This is a genomic window from Mycobacterium sp. NPDC051804 (assembly GCF_044452905.1).
Taxonomy (GTDB): domain Bacteria; phylum Actinomycetota; class Actinomycetes; order Mycobacteriales; family Mycobacteriaceae; genus Mycobacterium.
Window position 1 is genome coordinate 406,306 of sequence record NZ_JBITCD010000004.1, and the last position, 17,038, is coordinate 423,343.

Annotated in this window: 17 protein-coding genes; 11 read left to right on the plus strand and 6 right to left on the minus strand. The window is 66.3% G+C overall.

All coding sequences use genetic code 11. The features are described 5' to 3' along the window. Positions 1 to 6: 6 nt before the first annotated feature. Positions 7 to 870 (minus strand): dimethylargininase, encoded by an 864-nt coding sequence (gene ddaH, locus ACIA48_RS17380; protein ID WP_396733858.1) that lies wholly within the window; start codon positions 868 to 870, stop codon positions 7 to 9. A 113-nt stretch (positions 871 to 983) separates the two neighbouring features. Between ddaH and ACIA48_RS17385 the strand changes: the two genes are divergently transcribed. Next, positions 984 to 1,430: an Lrp/AsnC family transcriptional regulator gene (locus ACIA48_RS17385; RefSeq protein ID WP_396733861.1), complete on the plus strand. Its 447-nt coding sequence runs from the start codon at positions 984 to 986 to the stop codon at positions 1,428 to 1,430. Positions 1,431 to 1,445: 15 nt separating this feature from the next. Further along, the gene (locus tag ACIA48_RS17390) at positions 1,446 to 2,651 is read left to right on the plus strand and encodes an FAD-dependent oxidoreductase (protein WP_396733863.1); all 1,206 of its coding nucleotides are present in this window, start codon (positions 1,446 to 1,448) and stop codon (positions 2,649 to 2,651) included. Between the two features lie 3 nt (positions 2,652 to 2,654). On the opposite strand, the gene ACIA48_RS17395 is transcribed toward ACIA48_RS17390, so the two are convergent. The 3 genes from ACIA48_RS17395 to mftR are packed head-to-tail and all read right to left on the minus strand — an operon-like array spanning position 2,655 to position 5,161. After that, positions 2,655 to 3,932, minus strand: a complete 1,278-nt coding sequence (locus tag ACIA48_RS17395) for a VOC family protein (RefSeq protein ID WP_396735051.1) — start codon at positions 3,930 to 3,932, stop codon at positions 2,655 to 2,657. A gap of 8 nt (positions 3,933 to 3,940) precedes the next feature. Beyond that, positions 3,941 to 4,465, minus strand: a complete 525-nt coding sequence (locus ACIA48_RS17400; RefSeq protein WP_396733866.1) for an RNA polymerase sigma factor — start codon at positions 4,463 to 4,465, stop codon at positions 3,941 to 3,943. 54 nt (positions 4,466 to 4,519) lie between these two features. After that, positions 4,520 to 5,161, minus strand: a complete 642-nt coding sequence (gene mftR, locus ACIA48_RS17405; protein WP_396733869.1) for a mycofactocin system transcriptional regulator — start codon at positions 5,159 to 5,161, stop codon at positions 4,520 to 4,522. 74 nt (positions 5,162 to 5,235) lie between these two features. Between mftR and mftA the strand changes: the two genes are divergently transcribed. From mftA to mftG, 7 genes are all read left to right on the plus strand, one after another. After that, positions 5,236 to 5,334: a mycofactocin precursor MftA gene (gene mftA, locus ACIA48_RS17410; RefSeq protein WP_396733872.1), complete on the plus strand. Its 99-nt coding sequence runs from the start codon at positions 5,236 to 5,238 to the stop codon at positions 5,332 to 5,334. Then, the gene (gene mftB / locus ACIA48_RS17415; RefSeq protein ID WP_396733874.1) at positions 5,319 to 5,636 is read left to right on the plus strand and encodes a mycofactocin biosynthesis chaperone MftB; all 318 of its coding nucleotides are present in this window, start codon (positions 5,319 to 5,321) and stop codon (positions 5,634 to 5,636) included. Before mftA ends, mftB begins: the two co-directional genes overlap by 16 nt. Before the next feature lie 5 nt (positions 5,637 to 5,641). Then, a complete protein-coding gene (gene mftC / locus ACIA48_RS17420) occupies positions 5,642 to 6,817 on the plus strand; it encodes a mycofactocin radical SAM maturase (RefSeq protein ID WP_396735054.1) in 1,176 nt (391 codons plus the stop codon). A gap of 3 nt (positions 6,818 to 6,820) precedes the next feature. After that, entirely contained in the window at positions 6,821 to 8,011 is a 1,191-nt protein-coding gene (gene mftD, locus ACIA48_RS17425) for a pre-mycofactocin synthase MftD (RefSeq protein WP_396733877.1), read from the plus strand. A 134-nt stretch (positions 8,012 to 8,145) separates the two neighbouring features. Continuing rightward, positions 8,146 to 8,889 (plus strand): mycofactocin biosynthesis peptidyl-dipeptidase MftE, encoded by a 744-nt coding sequence (gene mftE, locus ACIA48_RS17430; RefSeq protein WP_396733879.1) that lies wholly within the window; start codon positions 8,146 to 8,148, stop codon positions 8,887 to 8,889. Further along, a complete protein-coding gene (mftF, locus tag ACIA48_RS17435) occupies positions 8,886 to 10,298 on the plus strand; it encodes a mycofactocin biosynthesis glycosyltransferase MftF (RefSeq protein WP_396733882.1) in 1,413 nt (470 codons plus the stop codon). The genes mftE and mftF overlap by 4 nt, the downstream gene beginning before the upstream one ends. Before the next feature lie 8 nt (positions 10,299 to 10,306). After that, complete coding sequence (gene mftG / locus ACIA48_RS17440) at positions 10,307 to 11,737, plus strand: mycofactocin system GMC family oxidoreductase MftG (RefSeq protein WP_396733885.1); 1,431 nt, start codon at positions 10,307 to 10,309, stop codon at positions 11,735 to 11,737. Here the strand turns inward: mftG and ACIA48_RS17445 are convergent. After that, on the minus strand, positions 11,636 to 13,309 hold the full coding sequence (locus ACIA48_RS17445; protein WP_396733888.1) for an MFS transporter: 1,674 nt from the start codon (positions 13,307 to 13,309) through the stop codon (positions 11,636 to 11,638). The genes mftG and ACIA48_RS17445 overlap by 102 nt on opposite strands. A gap of 91 nt (positions 13,310 to 13,400) precedes the next feature. Here ACIA48_RS17445 and ACIA48_RS17450 point away from each other — a divergent pair, with 91 nt between their 5' ends. Continuing rightward, on the plus strand, positions 13,401 to 14,039 hold the full coding sequence (locus tag ACIA48_RS17450) for a TetR/AcrR family transcriptional regulator (RefSeq protein WP_396733891.1): 639 nt from the start codon (positions 13,401 to 13,403) through the stop codon (positions 14,037 to 14,039). On the opposite strand, the gene ACIA48_RS17455 is transcribed toward ACIA48_RS17450, so the two are convergent. Further along, positions 14,024 to 15,277: a cytochrome P450 gene (locus tag ACIA48_RS17455; RefSeq protein WP_396733894.1), complete on the minus strand. Its 1,254-nt coding sequence runs from the start codon at positions 15,275 to 15,277 to the stop codon at positions 14,024 to 14,026. The two genes, ACIA48_RS17450 and ACIA48_RS17455, sit on opposite strands and share 16 nt — an antisense overlap. 110 nt (positions 15,278 to 15,387) lie before the next feature. On the opposite strand from ACIA48_RS17455, the gene ACIA48_RS17460 reads away from it, so the two are divergent. Then, complete coding sequence (locus ACIA48_RS17460) at positions 15,388 to 16,983, plus strand: carboxylesterase/lipase family protein (protein ID WP_396733897.1); 1,596 nt, start codon at positions 15,388 to 15,390, stop codon at positions 16,981 to 16,983. Positions 16,984 to 17,038: the final 55 nt, after the last annotated feature.

Genomic DNA, 17,038 nt, shown 5'->3' on the forward strand with positions numbered 1-17,038 from the left:
CGACGGTCACGGATATACCTCCAATGTGCAGCACTTGACGGATCCGCCGCCCTTGAGCAGTTCGGACAGGTTGATACCGATGGGCCGGAAGCCGGCGTTCCTCAGTTGTCCGGCGAAGCCGGTTGCCGCAGCGGGCAACACGACGTTGAGGCCGTCGGAGACGGCGTTGAGGCCCAGCACGTAGGCGTCAGCACTGCCCACCTCGATGGCGTCGGGGAAGAGCTCGAGGAGTTTCGCTCTGGACTGGTCGCTGAATGCCGGCGGGTAGTACGCGATCGTGGTGCTGTCGAGAACCGCGAGCGCGGTGTCGAGGTGGTAGAACCGCGGATCGACGAGTTCGAGGCTGACGACAGGCATCTGCATGATGGCGGCGATTTCGTCGTGTGCCTGCCGCTGTGTTCGGAAGCCGTAGCCCGCCAGCATGATTGATCCGACGACCAGCAGATCACCCTGGCCTTCGTTGGTGTGGCGGGTGTCCGAGGGCCGGTAGCCGTGACGGATCATCCATTCGGCGTAGGCGGCGGACTCGCCGGCGCGCTGCGGGTAGGCGAACCGGGCGGTGACGGCTTTTCCCTTCACGATCATTCCGCCGTTGGCGGCGTAGACCATGTCCGGAAGGCCGGCGACGGGTTCGATCACCTCGACGGTGTGCCCGAGTTCCTTGTATGTCTGGCGCAGGCTCTCCCACTGGTTGAGAGCGAGATGGGTGTCCACGGCGACCGAGGTGTCCATCCACGGGTTGATCGCATATTCGACGGTGAAGAACGTCGGCGCCGTCATCGCATAGCGGCGTATCGAGGGCACACGGTCAGGGGTCGCGGCGACATCGGACACCGGGGCCGCAGCGGCGGCGACATCTGAGATCGTCATAAATCAACGATATGACGGGGAGTTTTTGCAATCAATCACCGTCTATTGCGTATTGGCCTTTGATTTCTTGTGCTGAAGCTAGAATATCGGTGATCTGTTGCGTGGAGGTGATCATGGACCGTTTGGACGAGACGGACGAGCGCATCCTGGCCGAGCTCGCCAACGATGCACGTGCTACCTATGCCGAGATCGGCGAGCGGGTGAACCTGTCCGCGCCCGCGGTGAAGCGCAGGGTCGACCGACTGCTCGACAACGGCGTCATCCGTGGTTTCACCACGGTCGTGGACCGCAGCGCGCTGGGCTGGAACACCGAGGCCTACGTGCAGGTTTTCCGCCACGGCACCATTGCGCCAGAACAGTTGCGCGCGGCGTGGATTGGCATTCCCGAGGTGATCGGAGCGGCCACCGTCACGGGCACTGCCGACGCGATCCTGCATGTGCTCGCGCGCGACATGCGCCACTTGGAACAGGCGCTGGAGCGTATTCGCGTAGCCGCCGATGTCGAACGCAGCGAAAGCATCGTGGTGCTGACCAACATCATCGATCGGGACCGCAGCTGACGGGGTGGCGGACCAATGGCCGGAGGGATCGTGCAAAATTTGCGCATGTCCACCACTGCGGGAGTAGTCATCGTCGGCGGCGGTCTGGCGGCTGCGCGCACGGCTGAACAGCTGCGGCGCTCCGAGTACGCCGGGCCGGTCACCATCGTCAGCGACGAGGACCATCTGCCGTACGACCGGCCACCGCTCTCCAAGGAAGTGCTGCGCGCCGAAACCGACGACGTCACGCTCAAGCCCGCCGAGTTCTACGAAGAGAACGACATCACCGTCGCGCTCGGCAACGGAGCCCGATCGATCGATACCGCGGCGAAGACGCTGACGCTCGCCGACGGCACCGAGATGCCCTACGACGAATTGATCATCGCCACCGGCCTGGTGCCCAAGCGCATCCCGTCGTTCCCGGATCTCGGCGGCATCCACGTGCTCCGCAACTTCGACGAAAGCCTTGCGTTGCGTGCGGAAGCGGGCTCGGCGACGCGGGCCGTCGTCGTCGGTGCGGGTTTCATCGGTTGCGAGGTTGCGGCAAGCCTGCGTGGCATGGGCGTCGACGTGGTCCTGGTGGAGCCGCAGCCCTCGCCGCTCGCGTCGGTGCTCGGCGGACAGATCGGTGAGCTGGTCGCCCGGCTGCACCGCGCCGAGGGCGTCGACGTGCGATGCGGCGTTGGGGTGTCGGAGGTCAGCGGAGCCGAGCGGGTCGAGAGGGTCGTCCTGGGCGACGGCACCGAACTCGACGCCGATCTCGTGATCGTCGGCATCGGTTCGCATCCGGCCACTGAATGGCTCGACGGCAGCGGCCTGGAGATCGACAACGGCATCGTCTGCGACGACCACGGCCGCTCCAGCGCACCGCATGTGTGGGCGATCGGCGACGTCGCGTCCTGGCGCCACACCCTAGGACACCAAGTGCGCGTGGAACATTGGAGCAACGTCGCCGACCAAGCACGCGTACTGGTGCCCGCGATGCTTGGGCAGGATGCGCCCACGGCGGTCTCGGTGCCCTACTTCTGGAGCGACCAATACGACGTCAAGATCCAGTGCCTGGGTGAGCCCGAGGCCGACGACGTCGTCCACGTCGTCGAGGACGACGGCCGCAAGTTCCTGGCGTACTACGAGCGCGACGGCGTGGTGGCCGGCGTGGTTGGCGGCGGCATGCCGGGCAAGGTCATGAAGGCCCGCGCGAAGATCGCGGCGGGCGCCCCCATCGCCGACGTCCTCGGCTGACCGTCAGAGCTGGCCTAGATAGAACCGCGTGCCCTGATCGTCGGTGCACTGTGCCGATCGGCCGTACGACTGCGTCGACGGCTCCTCGATCACGGTGCCGCCTGCTTCCCGCACCCGTGCCACCGCGGCATTGATATCGGCGACCGTCCACATCGGCACCGTGACCGCCTGAGCGCTGCCACCCGCGACCCCCGCCATCGGCTGGGTGTGCTGGATCTGCCAGCCGTCGTCGACGCGGCCCGGCTCAAACGACCAGAACAGCAGTCCGCTGTAGAAGGAGCGGAAGGCACTCGAGTCCGGAACCTCGTAGGTGATGTACGAAAGTTCGCCGGGCCCAGAACCATTCAATGGGGGCCGGGCGATATGCGGTGCGGGCTCGAACACCGCGAAGCTTGTCCCCGCGGGATCTGCCGCATCGCAGAGGGTGCCGAAGTCGAAGTCGAGCACCTCACCGACCGTCCCGCCGGCGGCGACGATCGCCTGCCGGGCGGCCGCGAGGTCGACCACCGCATAGCTGCACAGCATCCCCTGTGGACTGTCGACGCTGTAGATGCCGATGCGCTGTTCGGTGTTGGTGACCTGATGGGTGGCCGGATCGTAGATCCAGCCCAGGACTTGGCCGTAGAAGGCGGCCGCGCGGCCGGCGTCGGGCGTCCACACCGAGATATAGCCGACGTCGCCGTGCTGGATCGTCACCGCGGCGCCGGTCGTCGGGCCGTTGAGCGACCAGCAGTGCCCGAACGGGTCGATGATCGCGGCGTTGCGTGAGCCGTGCGCCTCGCGGGCTTCCTGGCGTACGGTGGCGCCGCGGCCGCGGGCTCGTTCCACCGCAACGTCGGTATCGGCGACGGCGATCACGAGCATCACTGAAACGGACTGTGGAGCAGGGGCTTTCATGCCGATCTCCGGATATTCGTCGGCGAGGTAGAACATGCCGCCGCCAAGTGCCAGCTCGGCGTGACCGATGCGGCCGTCCTCCATCACGATCGGTTCCCCGACCACCGTCGCTCCCAGCACGTCGACGTACCAGTCGATGGCCTCCCGCGCGTTGGCCACGGACAGGTAGGGCAGTGCCGCCGACCGTGGCACGGTCGAAACGGCGGGTTCGGCAAGTTCGGCGATAGCGGTATCGGTGCCACTCATGACAACTCCTTCGGTTCGATTGGGCATGTTCACAGCAGATTCCAGGCGTGCGCGCAGTCGAGCCGCGAACGCCGGATCGGGTTGGGCGACAAGCTCATCGCCGTGCAGCACGGTCAGCGGATCGTGGCTGTTGTTGATGCCGTCGTTCACGACTTCCCTCCTTCCGGCTCCGGATAGTGGGCTCTGAAAGCTCGTCGCGCCCGCACCAGCAGTGCCTCGGTGGCGTGCACGGTCCGTCCGATCAGCTCCGCGCACTCGGGCACCGAACAGTCGTCCATGTAGCGCAACGCGAGCACGGTGCGATGCTGCTCGGGCAGTTTGGCCATGACACTCTCCGCGACGATGCGGTCGAGTTCGGCGTCCCACTCGTCGCCCGCTTCGACGGGCTCGGGCAGTTCGGCGACGGGGACGTTGAACCGGTCATGGCGACGCCGGTAGTGGTCGGCCAGTTTGTGGCGCGCCACTCCGAGGAGCCACGGCAACGTCATCGGCGGTGGCACGTCCTTGCGTGCGGCGTCCATCGCCGCCAGGAATGTGTCCGACGTCAGGTCTTCTGCCGTTCCGCGGTCACTGCAGCGCCGGACGAAATACCCGTACACGACCGGCATCGATTCGTCGTACATCGCCAGCAGCTTCCGCGGAGCGTCGTTGCCATCTGATTCGGCGCTCACACCCTTATCGTCGCCGCGGCGGTCCGAACTCCGACGCCCTAATCGCGAATTTTTTCAGCGGGTGGGATCGTCCAGCGCCTTCAGCCCGGCACTGACGGTGTCGAAGGCGTCGCCGAGCGCCTGCGCGAGCGACACCGACTCGTCGTCCAGCCAGTGCTGATACGCCGACAGCGCGGCACCGAGCATGGTCCACGCGACCGTCTGGGGCACGACGTCGGCCTCCTTCATGCCGAGCCGGCGCGCGACGAACGCGGCGACCACCGCGCGCCAGCCCGCGTACATCGTCATCGAATAGGCCTGCAGCTCCGCGGTCTGCAGGATGACCCGCATGCGCTGCCGGTGCCGTGCGGTCTCGGCATCGTCAAAGGTGTTGAACGCCAACAGCGCCGTGCGTAGGGCGGCATCGATTCCCACGTCGGGGTCGAGGTTGGAGAGCAGGTCGCGCATCCAGGTCAGGTGGGCGTCGAAGTCGCCCCAGGGCAGCGCGTTCTTGGACGGGAAGTAGCGGAACAGGGTGCGCCGCGCGATGCCCGCGGCCTCGGCGACGTCGTCGACGCTGACCTCGTCGAACCCGCGGGCGGCGAAAAGATCGATCGCTACGTTGCTGATGTGTTCCCAGCTCGTCGACCGCCGTCGGCCGACGCGGTGCTGGGGTTCCTGCTGCACGTCAGCTCCTTTTCGGGGGTCCGCTTTCATTCTGGCACTCGATGCCATATTATTGCGATCTCGATCACAGTTTGTCGAGATCCTGTGAAGGAAAGGTGCGGATAGTGGAGCCGAATCAGACAGTCGAGACCTCGGGCGACGAGCTCGTCACCGAAACCCTGGTCGAAGAGGTGTCGATCGACGGGATGTGCGGGGTCTACTGATCGTGGCCTCATCAACAGCTGAGACCGGGACCGACATCGCGTTCGATCCCGACCTCAGTTGGCGGCTCCACCCTCAGGTGGCCGTGCGGCCCGAGCCGTTCGGTGCGCTGCTGTATCACTTCGGTACGCGCAAGCTGTCGTTCTTGAAGAACCGGACGATCGTCGAGGTGGTCAACTCGCTGGCCGACCACCCCGACGTCCGGTCCGCCTGCCGTGCCGCCGGAGTCGACGACGCTCAGCAGGCCCCCTACCTCCACGCACTCCGCGTGCTCGTCCAATCGAAGATGTTGGTGCCGCAATGACAACCATGGAAACGCCTGCCGCTCAGCCCGTTCCGCGGCTGATCGAGCAGTTCGAGCACGGGCTGGACGCGCCGATTTGCCTGACGTGGGAACTCACCTACGCGTGCAACCTCGCCTGCGTGCACTGCCTGTCGTCCTCGGGTAAGCGCGACCCGCGCGAGCTGACCACCCAGCAATGTAAGGACATCATCGACGAGCTCGAGCGGATGCAGGTGTTCTACGTCAACATCGGCGGCGGGGAACCGACTGTGCGGTCGGACTTTTGGGAGCTCGTCGACTACGCCACCGAACACCACGTCGGGGTCAAGTTCTCGACCAACGGCGTGCGCATCACTGCAGACGTGGCGGCGCGCCTGGCGGCCAGTGACTACGTCGACGTTCAGATCTCCCTCGACGGTGCGACGGCCGAAGTCAACGACGCGGTCCGAGGGGCGGGCTCGTTCGCGATGGCCATCCGCGCGCTGGAGAACCTCGCGGATGCAGGTTTCAAGGACGCCAAGATCTCCGTTGTGGTGACGCGCGAGAATGTCGACCAACTAGACGATTTCGCGGCCCTGGCAGCGCGTTACGGCGCCACGCTGCGGATCACCCGACTGCGGCCCTCCGGCCGTGGCGCCGACGTGTGGGATGAACTGCACCCCACCGCCGAGCAGCAGGTGCAGCTGTACGACTGGCTGGTGGCCAAGGGTGACGGCGTCCTCACCGGTGACTCGTTCTTCCACCTCTCCGGGCTCGGCGAGCCGGGCGCGTTGGCGGGCCTGAACCTGTGCGGAGCGGGCCGTGTGGTCTGCCTGATCGATCCGGTCGGCGACGTGTATGCGTGCCCGTTCGCCATCCACGATCGCTTCCTCGCCGGAAACATCTTGACCGATAACGGTTTTGACAGCGTGTGGAAGAACGCGCCGCTGTTTCGTGAGCTGCGCGAACCGCAGTCGGCCGGAGCATGCGGCAGCTGCGGGCACTACGACAGCTGCCGAGGTGGATGCATGGCCGCAAAGTTCTTCACCGGATTGCCGATGGACGGTCCGGACCCCGAGTGTGTGCAGGGTTACGGGGCACCGGCGTTGGCCGCCGAACGCGTGAAGCCCAAGTCCAGTGTTGATCACTCGCGGAGCAAGCCGGTCATGCTCAAGCTGCTGACCAAGCCTCCCGCGCGACTCTGTAACGAAAGCCCGGTGTAACTCATGGCCGACATCTGGTTCGAGACGGTCGCGGCCGCCCAAGAGCGGGCCAAGCGACGGCTACCCAAGCCGGTGTACTCCGCGCTGCTCGCCGCGAGCGAGCGTGGCGTCACCGTCGCCGACAACGTCGACGCCTTCGCCGAACTGGGTTTCGCGCCGCATGTCATCGGCGCGACCGAGAAGCGCGATCTCGCGACAACCGTTATGGGTCAGGATATTTCGATGCCTGTCCTGATATCACCGACAGGTGTGCAGGCCGTACACCCCGACGGTGAGATCGCAGTCGCGCGCGCCGCCGCCGCACGGGGGACCGCGATGGGCCTGTCGTCGTTCGCGAGCAAGCCGATCGAAGAGGTCATCACCGCGAACCCCAAACTCTTCTTCCAGGTGTACTGGCTTGGTGGCCGCGACGCGATCGCGGCGCGGGTCGAGCGGGCGCGCGCGGCCGGCGCCGTCGGGCTCATCGTTACCACCGACTGGAGCTTCTCGCACGGACGTGACTGGGGTAGTCCGAAGATCCCCGAAGAGATGAACCTGCGCACAACCGTGCGGATGATGCCGACCGGGCTGACCAGGCCCGCGTGGTTGTGGCAGTGGGGTAAGACCTTCCGTCCGCCGAACCTGCGGGTGCCGAACCAGGCCGCGCGCGGCGAGGCCGGTCCGCCGTTCTTCGCGGCGTACGGAGAGTGGATGGGCACCCCGCCGCCGACCTGGGAGGACATCGCCTGGCTGCGCGAGCTGTGGGGCGGACCGTTCATGCTCAAGGGCGTGATGCGAGTCGACGACGCGAAACGTGCTGTGGAAGCAGGTGTTTCGGCGATCTCGGTGTCCAATCACGGCGGCAACAACCTTGATGGCACGCCTGCGTCGATTCGCGCGCTGCCTGCGATCGCCGAGGCCGTGGGCGACGAGGTCGAGGTGCTGCTCGACGGCGGTATCCGACGCGGCAGCGACGTGGTGAAGGCCGTTGCTCTCGGTGCGCGTGCGGTCATGATCGGGCGCGCCTATCTATGGGGTCTGGCCGCCAATGGTCAGGCGGGCGTCGAGAACGTGCTCGACGTTCTTCGGGGCGGCATCGATTCTGCGTTGATGGGCCTCGGCCATGCATCGATTCACGACCTTGGTCCCGACGACGTCTTGGTGCCCGACGGGTTCGCTCGGGCGCTCGGAGTGCCGGGCAACTCGGCCGTCTGACACAGCCGGCGCCGGCTGGGCGAACTTCCTGGTGCAGGCGTGGCTCAGGGGGCTGACGTGAATGCCTCGCTGTCGCTCGCGCAAATTTCTGGAAATCAATTGCTGCGCATGCGCCAACAATTGGCGCACACCAGGTGAATTCGGCCTACCATCGGCCTGTGCCCTATGGAAGCGAGCTCGCGAACGCAACGTCGCGACAGCTGCAGAGCACGCCATCAGCATTGATCATCCCTGTCGGCTCCACTGAGCAGCATGGGCCTCACCTGCCGCTTGACACCGACACCCGCATCGCGAGCGCCGTCTCGCGCGATCTCGCAGACCAGCTCGCGTCCGCCGATAGCTCGACATGGATGGTGGCTCCCGCCATCGGATACGGCGCCAGCGGCGAGCACGAGGAGTTCAGCGGCACGGTCTCGATCGGCACGTCCGCCCTGCGGCTCTTGCTGGTGGAGTTCGGCCGGTCGGCATCGCGGTGGGCGTCGCGCCTCGTCTTCGTCAACGGGCACGGCGGCAACGTGGAAGCGCTGGCCACGGCCGCGGCATTGTTGCGATACGAGGGCCGCGACGTGGGCTGGTGTTCCTGCAGCGCAGAGAACGCCGACGCCCACGCTGGGCATACCGAAACCTCTGTATTGCTACATATTTCGCCTGCCGACGTCTGCATCGACGAGCTGGTTCCGGGTAACAGCGCCCCGCTGGGGCAGTTGATGCCCGCAATGCGCCAAGGAGGGATCGCCGCGGTCAGCGAAGTGGGTATCCTCGGTGATCCCACCACCGCTACCGCTGAGGAGGGCGCGCGCATCTTCGCCGAGATGGTCGACGGATGTTTGCAGCGCGTGACTCGATGGACGCCTGACCGGAACGGGATGCTGACATGACCGGACCACGTCTACCCGACGGGTTCGCCGTTCAGGTGGACCGCCGGGTGAAGGTCCTCGGCGAGGGATCCGCGTTGCTGGGGGGTTCACCCACCCGGTTGCTGCGGTTGGCGCCCGCCGCTCAGACGATGCTCGCCGGCGGGCGGCTCGAGGTGCACGACGCGGTCAGCGCACAGCTGGCGCGGACACTGCTGGACGCGACGGTGGCGCATCCGCGGCCTGCGACCGGACCGTCGCATCGCGATGTCACGGTTGTTATTCCCGTGCGGGACAATATCTCTGGTCTACGCCGGCTGGTCGCGGCTCTTCGTGGCATGCGGATCATCGTGGTCGACGACGGGTCGGCGACCCCGGTTCAGCAGGCCGACTTCGCGCAGATGTACAGCGATGTGCAGATCCTGCGGCACGACCGAAGCAAGGGTCCTGCGGCGGCCAGAAATACCGGCTTGGCGGCATGCCACACCGACTACATCGCGTTTCTCGACTCTGACGTGGTGCCGCGGCGCGGGTGGCTGGAGGCGCTGCTCGGGCATTTCTGCGATCCCGCGGTGGCGCTGGTCGCGCCGCGGATCATCGGCCTGCGCGAGCCCGAGAACCTGGTGGCCCGTTACGAGGCCGTGAGGTCCTCACTCGACCTCGGTATGCGCGAAGCGCCCGTCGTGCCCTTCGGAACCGTCGCGTATGTACCCAGTGCCGCGATCATCTGCCGCGGCACCGTGCTCAAGGAGTTGGGTGGCTTCGACGAGACCCTCAAGTCCGGCGAGGACGTCGACCTGTGCTGGCGGTTGATCGAGGCCGGCGCCCGGCTGCGCTACGAGCCCGTCGCGCTCGTTGGTCACGATCACCGCACCCAACTGCGAGAATGGCTCTCGCGCAAGTCTTTCTACGGAGAATCAGCGGCCCCGCTGTCGGTCCGCCATCCGGGCAAGACGGCACCACTCGTCATCTCGGGATGGACGCTGGTCGCGTGGATGCTGATGGCGATGGGCTCGGGTATCGGGTACTTGGCCTCGATGGTCGTCGCCGCGATCACCGGGCGCCGGATTGCTCGGTCGCTGTCCACCGTGGAGACCGAGCCCAAGGAAGTCGCCGTGGTGGCCGCCCACGGACTGTGGTCCGCGGCGCTACAGCTGGCGTCAGCCATCTGCCGCCACTACTGGCCCGTGGCGTTCGTCGCGGCACTGCTGTCGCGACGATGCCGCCAAGTGGTGTTGGTGGCGGCCATCGTCGACGGGGTCGTGGACTGGATCACCCGCAACGGCAACGGTGACGACGACACGAAACCGGTCGGTCTGCTCACTTACATCTTCCTCAAGCGGCTCGACGACATGGCCTACGGCGCGGGACTGTGGACCGGCGTCGTGCGCGAACGCCACGTCGGCGCACTCAAGCCGCAGATCAGGACCTGAAGTCCGCCTTGCACAGCGATGTGCTGATCGTCGGCGCCGGTAGCGCTGGATCTGTATTGGCGGAACGGCTTTCGGCCGACCCGGGTCGCCGGGTCACAATCGTCGAAGCGGGTCCCGGCCCATCGGATCCCTCGGTTCTCACCCAGATCACCGACGGCCTGCGCCTGCCGATCGGCGCCGCCAGCTCGGTGGTGCGACGGTATCCGACGACACTCACCGGCGATCCCGAGCGGCACGCCCAGATCATGCGGGGTGCGGTGGTCGGCGGATCGGGGGCCGTCAACGGTGGTTACTTCTGCCGTGGGTTGCCGTCGGACTTCGACGGCTGGGGGCTGCCCGGGTGGGCGTGGTCCGACGTGCTCCCGCACTTCCTGGCCATCGAGACCGACCTCGACTTCGACGGTCCGCTGCATGGTCGCGACGGCCCCATCCAGGTTCAGCGAGTCGCCGAATTCGACGGCTGCACCGCGACTTTCGTCGATGCCGCCGCGACGGCAGGGTATCAGCGGGTGGACGATCTGAACGGGTCGACGCCGGAAGCGCCGTTGCCGCCGGGTGTCGGCCGGGTCCCGCTGAACATCAACGGGGGAACCCGCGTCGGTCCGGGCGGGGCCTTCCTCAAGCCCGCGATGGATCGGCCCGGCCTCACGGTCGTGACCGACACCAAGGTGCTGCGCATCCGGATCGTCGATGGTCGCGCGGTCGGCGTGCAATGCGTCGGAACCGACGGCCCCGTCGACCTGACCGCGGACCGAATCGTGTTGTCTGCCGGTGCGATCGGATCGGCGCATCTGCTGATGTTGTCCGGTATCGGTCCACATCAGACCCTGAGCACCGCGGGTGTGCCGGTGGTGGCTGATCTGCCGGTGGGCGTCGCAACGACGGACCATCCGGAGTGGGTACTCCCAGTCGACTGGGCCGAAACGCACGGACTGCCGCCGTTGGAAGCGGTGCTGACCACCGACGACGGACTCGAAATCCGTCCTTACACCGCGGGTTTCGGGGCGATGGTGAGTGGCCGTCGCGACGACCCGGCCGATCACCCGCACATCGGCGTCGCCCTGATGCAACCGAGATCGCGAGGCAGAGTCTGGCTGGTGTCAGCGGACCCGGACGTCAGTCCCGCCATCGAGCATCGGTACGACAGTGAACCCGCGGATGTCGACGCGCTGCGCGCCGGTGCGGAGCTTGCGCGGGAACTCGCCGGTGCCCATGCACAATCCGACGTGGCCTCGTGGTCGACGTCGCAACATCTTTGCGGCACCGCGCCGATGGGACCCGATGATAACGCGACGGCAGTCGTGGACGCTCGGTGCCGGGTGCATGGCGTCGACGGGCTATGGGTGGTCGACGGCTCGGTGCTTCCCGCGATCACCAGCCGCGGCCCGCACGCCACTACCGTCATGCTCGGCCACCGGGCCGCCGAGTTCATCGTCTGAATTGGCGGTGATCCGGCGCGCGAGGCCAGACTGTCTCCCGTCGCGGCCGGGGGCCCAGATCGCGACGAACGCCGAGGCGAGCGCCAGCACAATCGCCAGTACGAGCAGCGCCAGGCTCATCGAGTCGATGAACGCCGCGGTGGCGAGGTCGGCCAGATGTGCGCCCTGCGGGCCCATCTGCTCAGCAATCGCGAGCGCATTGGCAAGGGATTCAAGGGCTCCGGTGCGTATCTGCTCAGGGAAGTCGGCCAACGTCGGCGAAAGCACGGTGCCGTACTGCGCCGCCAACACCGAACCGGCGACCGCGATGCCGACGGCAGCGCCCACCTCGCGCGTGGTGTCGTTGACCGCCGATGCGACGCCTTGCTTCTCGGTCGGTACGGCGTTCATGATCGCGGAGGTGGTCGGCGCGACGCACAACCCGATGCCGGCACTGGTGACCAGCATCGGCCACACGATATCGAGGTAAGACGACCCGGCGTCGAGGTAGCGCATCAGGAACAGGCCCAGCCCGATGAGGAACAAGCCGAGTGCGACGGCGGTGCGAAGCCCAACCTTCGGCAGATAAAGATGCATCGTCGTGCCAAGGATCATGATCGGCACCGCGAGCGGCGCGAGAGCGAATGCGGTCTGCAGCGGGGTGTAACCGAGAACCAGTTGCAAGTACTGCATCTCGATGAAGAAGAATCCGAAGTTGGCGAAGAACAGAATGGTGATGCCGATCGATCCGGTGGCGAAGTCAGGCCTGCTGAACAGGCGGACGTCGAGTAGGGGATGGCGGCGGCGCAGTTCCACCGCAGCGAAGGCCGCGGCCAGCACGACACCGGCCGCCATACAACCCCACACGAGCGGATGCGACCAACCGCGTACCGGCGCTTCCACCACACCGAACACGAAAACCGCGACGGCCGAACCGATCAGCACTGCACCGATGCTGTCGATCGGCGTTGCGGTGTCGTCGCGTGACGACCGAATCGTGAAGGTGCAGACCATCAGAACGACCGCCGACGCGGTGAACGCGTAGAAGATCGACTCCCAGGAGAAGAACTGCAGGAGCAGCCCGGTGCCCATGAAGCCGACGATCGCGCCCGAGCTAGCGACCCCGGCCCAGATGCCAACGGCCTTGTTGCGCTCCGCTTTCGGGAACGCCGCGGTCAACAGGGACAGCGTTGCGGGCATGATGAACGCCGCCCCGACGCCTGCGACCGCGCGGGCGAGGATGATTTGGACCGGACTGTCGAAGAACACCGGAGCGATCGAGGACACCGCGAAGATCGCCAACCCTGCGACCAGCGCACCCCTTCGCCCGTACCGGTCACCGATCGCACCGGCAGGCAAGAGCAGGCAGGCCAGCACCAGCGTGTAGCCGTCCACGATCCAGGTGAGTTGGGTCTGTGTCGCGGCGGTGTCCACCGCAAGGTCGGGCAGCGCCGCGTTGAGCGCGACCATCGAGGAGATGACCAGCAGCACGTCGAGTGCGGCGACTGTGAGCAACCAGAAGCGCCCGAACTTGGACAGGGTCGCCAGGTTCGCGTCGATAATCTGGTCAGGCCGGGTGAGGGTGTCGACCATGGATCGCTCCCTTCCGCGGAGATATTTTCGAGACTAACAGTCTCGTAGCAAGACCAACAGTCTTGTTCCCACTGAGGAGGTGGTGCAAACAGTGGCCGTTCCCACCGACGCGGGTCAGGGGAGCACGGACCCGCGACCCGCCCGGTCTCGGGCTCGATTGCTCGAGGCCGCGACCACCCTGTTGCGCACGGGCGGTCCTAGTGCGGTGACGATCGATGCGGTCACCCGCAGCGCGAACGTCGCCAGGGCCACGCTCTATCGCCATTTCCCCAGCGCCAACGACCTCGTTGGCGCGGCTTTCATGAGCCTGCTGGAGCCCGCGCCGATGCCACCGCCCGAAGGCGGCCTGCGCGAGCAGCTGCTCGTGGTGGTGGAGGGTTGGATCGACGCCATCGCTGAGGTGCCCGCCATGCTCACCGCATTGACGTGGCTGGCGTCAGGACCCGATGCCGGTGACTATTCCGAAGTACGCCAAGCGGATTCGGACTCAGCAGGCCCACTGCGAGCCCGCATCATCCAGCTCTACTCGGTGCCCTTCGATGCCGTCTTCGACAGCCCGCAGGCGGACGCCGAGATCGAGGTGCCCGACCGCATTCAGGCGATCGCACTGCTGATCGGTCCGCTCATCCTCGGAAGGCTCAGTACCGTCGCCGATTTCGACTACCGTGCGTGTGCCGAGGCCGCCGTCGACGGCTTCCTGGCAACGCATGCCCGTCAGCGCAGGGAGTAACGGATCGGCAGGTGCTTGAGCCCGCCGACGAACGTGGTCGCCGCAAGCTCCGGCTCGCCCGCGAGTTCGATGGAATCCAGCCGGGGGATCAACTCGGAGAACAGGCTGTTCATCTCCATCCGTGCCAACGCGGCACCGAGGCAGAAATGCACGCCGTATCCGAACGCGACGTGCTTGTTGGGGTCGCGGCCGACGTCGAACCGGAACGGCTCGTCGAAGACGTCTTCGTCTCGGTTGCCGGAAACGTAAGCCAGATAGACGGATTCGCCCTTGGCGATGGGAACGCCACGGATCTCGGTGTCCTCGGCCGCGGTGCGCATGAACTCCTTGACCGGCGTCGTCCACCGGATCATCTCCTCCACCGCGGTGCCCATGAGGCTGTGGTCCTTGCGCAGACGCTCCAATTCGCCGGGGTTCTCGATCAGCGCGAGCAGCCCGCCGGAGATCGCGTCCTTGGTGGTGTCGTGGCCTGCGCTGGCGACGATCACGTAGTAGGACGCGGTGTCGACGTCGGACAGCGGCTCACCGTCGATGCGACCGTTGGCGATCGCCGATGCCAGGTCGGCGGTCGGATTTTCGCGACGAGACGCGGTCAGCTGCGCGAAGTAGGTGAAGAAGTCGACGAGAATCGCCAGCTGCTCTTCCGGCGACTTGCCGCGCTTGTTGTACTCCTCGTCGTCGCCGCCGAACATCTCCTGTGTGAGCTGATGCATGCGCGGGAAATCCTCCTCGGGCAGGCCGAGCAGCGACATGATCACGTAGAGCGGAAAGTTGACAGCGATCTCGGTGACGAAGTCACATTCGGGACCGATATCGCGCATCCGGTCGACATACCGCTTGGCCAGCGCGTCGACGCTGACCTTGAGATCGCGCATGGCCTTGGGACGAAACCAGTCCGCGCCGATGGTGCGCACCTTGCGGTGATGCGGATCGTCCATGTGGATGAGGGTGCGCAGTCCGGTGCCCGCCTCGAGTTGCTGCTTCCCGAAGTCGTCAGCTTCTGCGGTGACCAGCAGCGGCCGAGGCTCGGACAGAAAGAGGTTGTTGTCCCGCTCGATGGCCATGATGTCGGCGTGCTTGGTGATCGCCCAGAACGGCCGGTACGGGTTCTTGTCGACCCAGGCCACCGGAGTGTTCGCTCGCAGATGGGTCAGCGCCGCGTGCAGCCGAGCATCGTCGGCATACGCCGTCGGGTCGGTGAAGACTTGGGCGGCATCGTCCATCGTCGGCGTGCTCATACGGGCTCCTCATTTCCGGGGGCTGACGGAACTTGACGGGTGTCAAGTTCGGAGTCTATGTGACGGAGGCCACGCAAGGGAAGAGAGGTCCCTCAGTAGTCTCGGGGCCGATGCCAGTTTCAAAGGTTCGCCGTCGGGGCTACGTCATCTCGGTCATCGCGACAGTGCTGATCGCCATCGCCGCGCTCGCGGGATGTTCACGCGGCCAATCGGCCGCCATCGTTGTGCCCGACGATCCGGGAGTGGTGCAGACCGTATCGGGTTCAGTGCGCGGACTCGTCTCGGTGGACCACCGTCTGTTCGCCGGAATCCCTTATGCTGCACCGCCGGTCGGGGAACTGAGATGGCAGCCGCCCGCGCCTGCGGCCGAGTGGACCGGGTTTCGCGATGCCACGCAAGCCGGCCCGCGATGCGTTCAGGACGTCAGCAATGACATCGACCAACGCGCAACCAGCGAGGACTGCCTGACGCTCAATGTGTGGACACCGCCGCCGTCGGGGGAGAAACGGCCCGTGATGGTGTGGATTCACGGCGGCAGCTTCATCAACGGCAGCGGCGACATCTACGATTCGCGGTGGCTGGCGAGCCGCGGTGACGTGGTCGTCGTCACGATCAACTACCGGTTGGGCACGCTTGGCTTCCTCGCGCACCCAGCGCTCGGCCCCGCCGGTGATGTCGGCAACTACGGCCTGGCTGACCAGCAGGCCGCGCTGCGATGGGTGCGCGACAACATCGCGGAATTCGGGGGCGACCCGGACAAGGTGACGATCGCGGGGGAGTCGGCAGGGGGAATGTCGGTGTGCGACCACCTCGTCGCACCCGCCTCGGCGGGCCTTTTCAGCGCCGCGATCATCCAAAGTGGGCCGTGCCAGGCGCAATACGACCTGCCCGCCGCGGAGCGCGCGAGTGAGGAGTACGCCGCCGAGGTGGGGTGCGCTGAAAAGACCACAGCGGCGGCCTGCCTTCGCGCGCTTCCGCCGGAGCGACTGCAGCGGCCAGTGCTCTATGGACGCATCGGTAGCGAACGGTTGAGCGGACCGGTGACGGGAACGAAGGCTCTGCCGGTCGACCCGATGACCGGTGCCGCGCAGGGGCGAGCTGCCAAGGTGCCGGTGATGATCGGGACGACCGCCGACGAGTTCACTCTTTTCGCCGCGCTGCAGTACATCCGCGGCCGTGCGTTCGGCGCGACCGACTATCTCGGATTGCTTTCGGAGGCATACGGCAGTGCACATGCCGGCGTCGTCGCACAGCAGTATCCGCCGGAACAGTTCGGCGGAAGTGTGCCGCTGGCGTATTCGGCCGCCGTGACCGACGGCACCTTCGCCTGCGTGGCGGACCGTCTCGCGGACTCGTTGTCAGCAGAAGAGTCGGTGTACTTCTCCGAGTTCGCCGACCGCGGTGCGCCGGCGCCCGAGCCGCTGGCAGCCGCACCGTTCCCAGTCGGCGCCGGCCATTCGCTGGAACTGCGCTATTTGTTCGACGTGGGCGGAGCGCCCCCGCTGAACCCTGAGCAACAGCGGCTCTCCGACGAGATGATTGACGATTGGGTTGAATTCATATCGACGGGTTCGCCGGGTTCGGGGTGGCCATCGCTAGACGGACCCGAGGGCGAGCGAATGTCGCTGCAGCCCGGCGGTAATCGCGTCATCAGCGGTTTCGATCAGGCGCACAGGTGCACCTTCTGGGCGGCGTTGAAAATCTGAATTTGCACATGCAGCGACGCGCCGAATTCTCGTTTACATATTTGACGCAACGGGA

Bases quoted from the DNA above. Each gene is read 5' to 3' on its own strand.
- ddaH (WP_396733858.1), bottom strand. From the start codon at position 870: ATGACGATCTCAGATGTCGCCGCCGCTGCGGCCCCGGTGTCCGATGTC.
- ACIA48_RS17385 (WP_396733861.1), top strand. From the start codon at position 984: ATGGACCGTTTGGACGAGACGGACGAGCGCATCCTGGCCGAGCTCGCC.
- ACIA48_RS17390 (WP_396733863.1), top strand. From the start codon at position 1,446: ATGGCCGGAGGGATCGTGCAAAATTTGCGCATGTCCACCACTGCGGGA.
- mftR (WP_396733869.1), bottom strand. From the start codon at position 5,161: ATGAAAGCGGACCCCCGAAAAGGAGCTGACGTGCAGCAGGAACCCCAG.
- mftC (WP_396735054.1), top strand. From the start codon at position 5,642: ATGGAAACGCCTGCCGCTCAGCCCGTTCCGCGGCTGATCGAGCAGTTC.
- mftD (WP_396733877.1), top strand. From the start codon at position 6,821: ATGGCCGACATCTGGTTCGAGACGGTCGCGGCCGCCCAAGAGCGGGCC.
- mftF (WP_396733882.1), top strand. From the start codon at position 8,886: ATGACCGGACCACGTCTACCCGACGGGTTCGCCGTTCAGGTGGACCGC.
- ACIA48_RS17445 (WP_396733888.1), bottom strand. From the start codon at position 13,309: ATGGTCGACACCCTCACCCGGCCTGACCAGATTATCGACGCGAACCTG.
- ACIA48_RS17455 (WP_396733894.1), bottom strand. From the start codon at position 15,277: ATGAGCACGCCGACGATGGACGATGCCGCCCAAGTCTTCACCGACCCG.
- ACIA48_RS17460 (WP_396733897.1), top strand. From the start codon at position 15,388: ATGCCAGTTTCAAAGGTTCGCCGTCGGGGCTACGTCATCTCGGTCATC.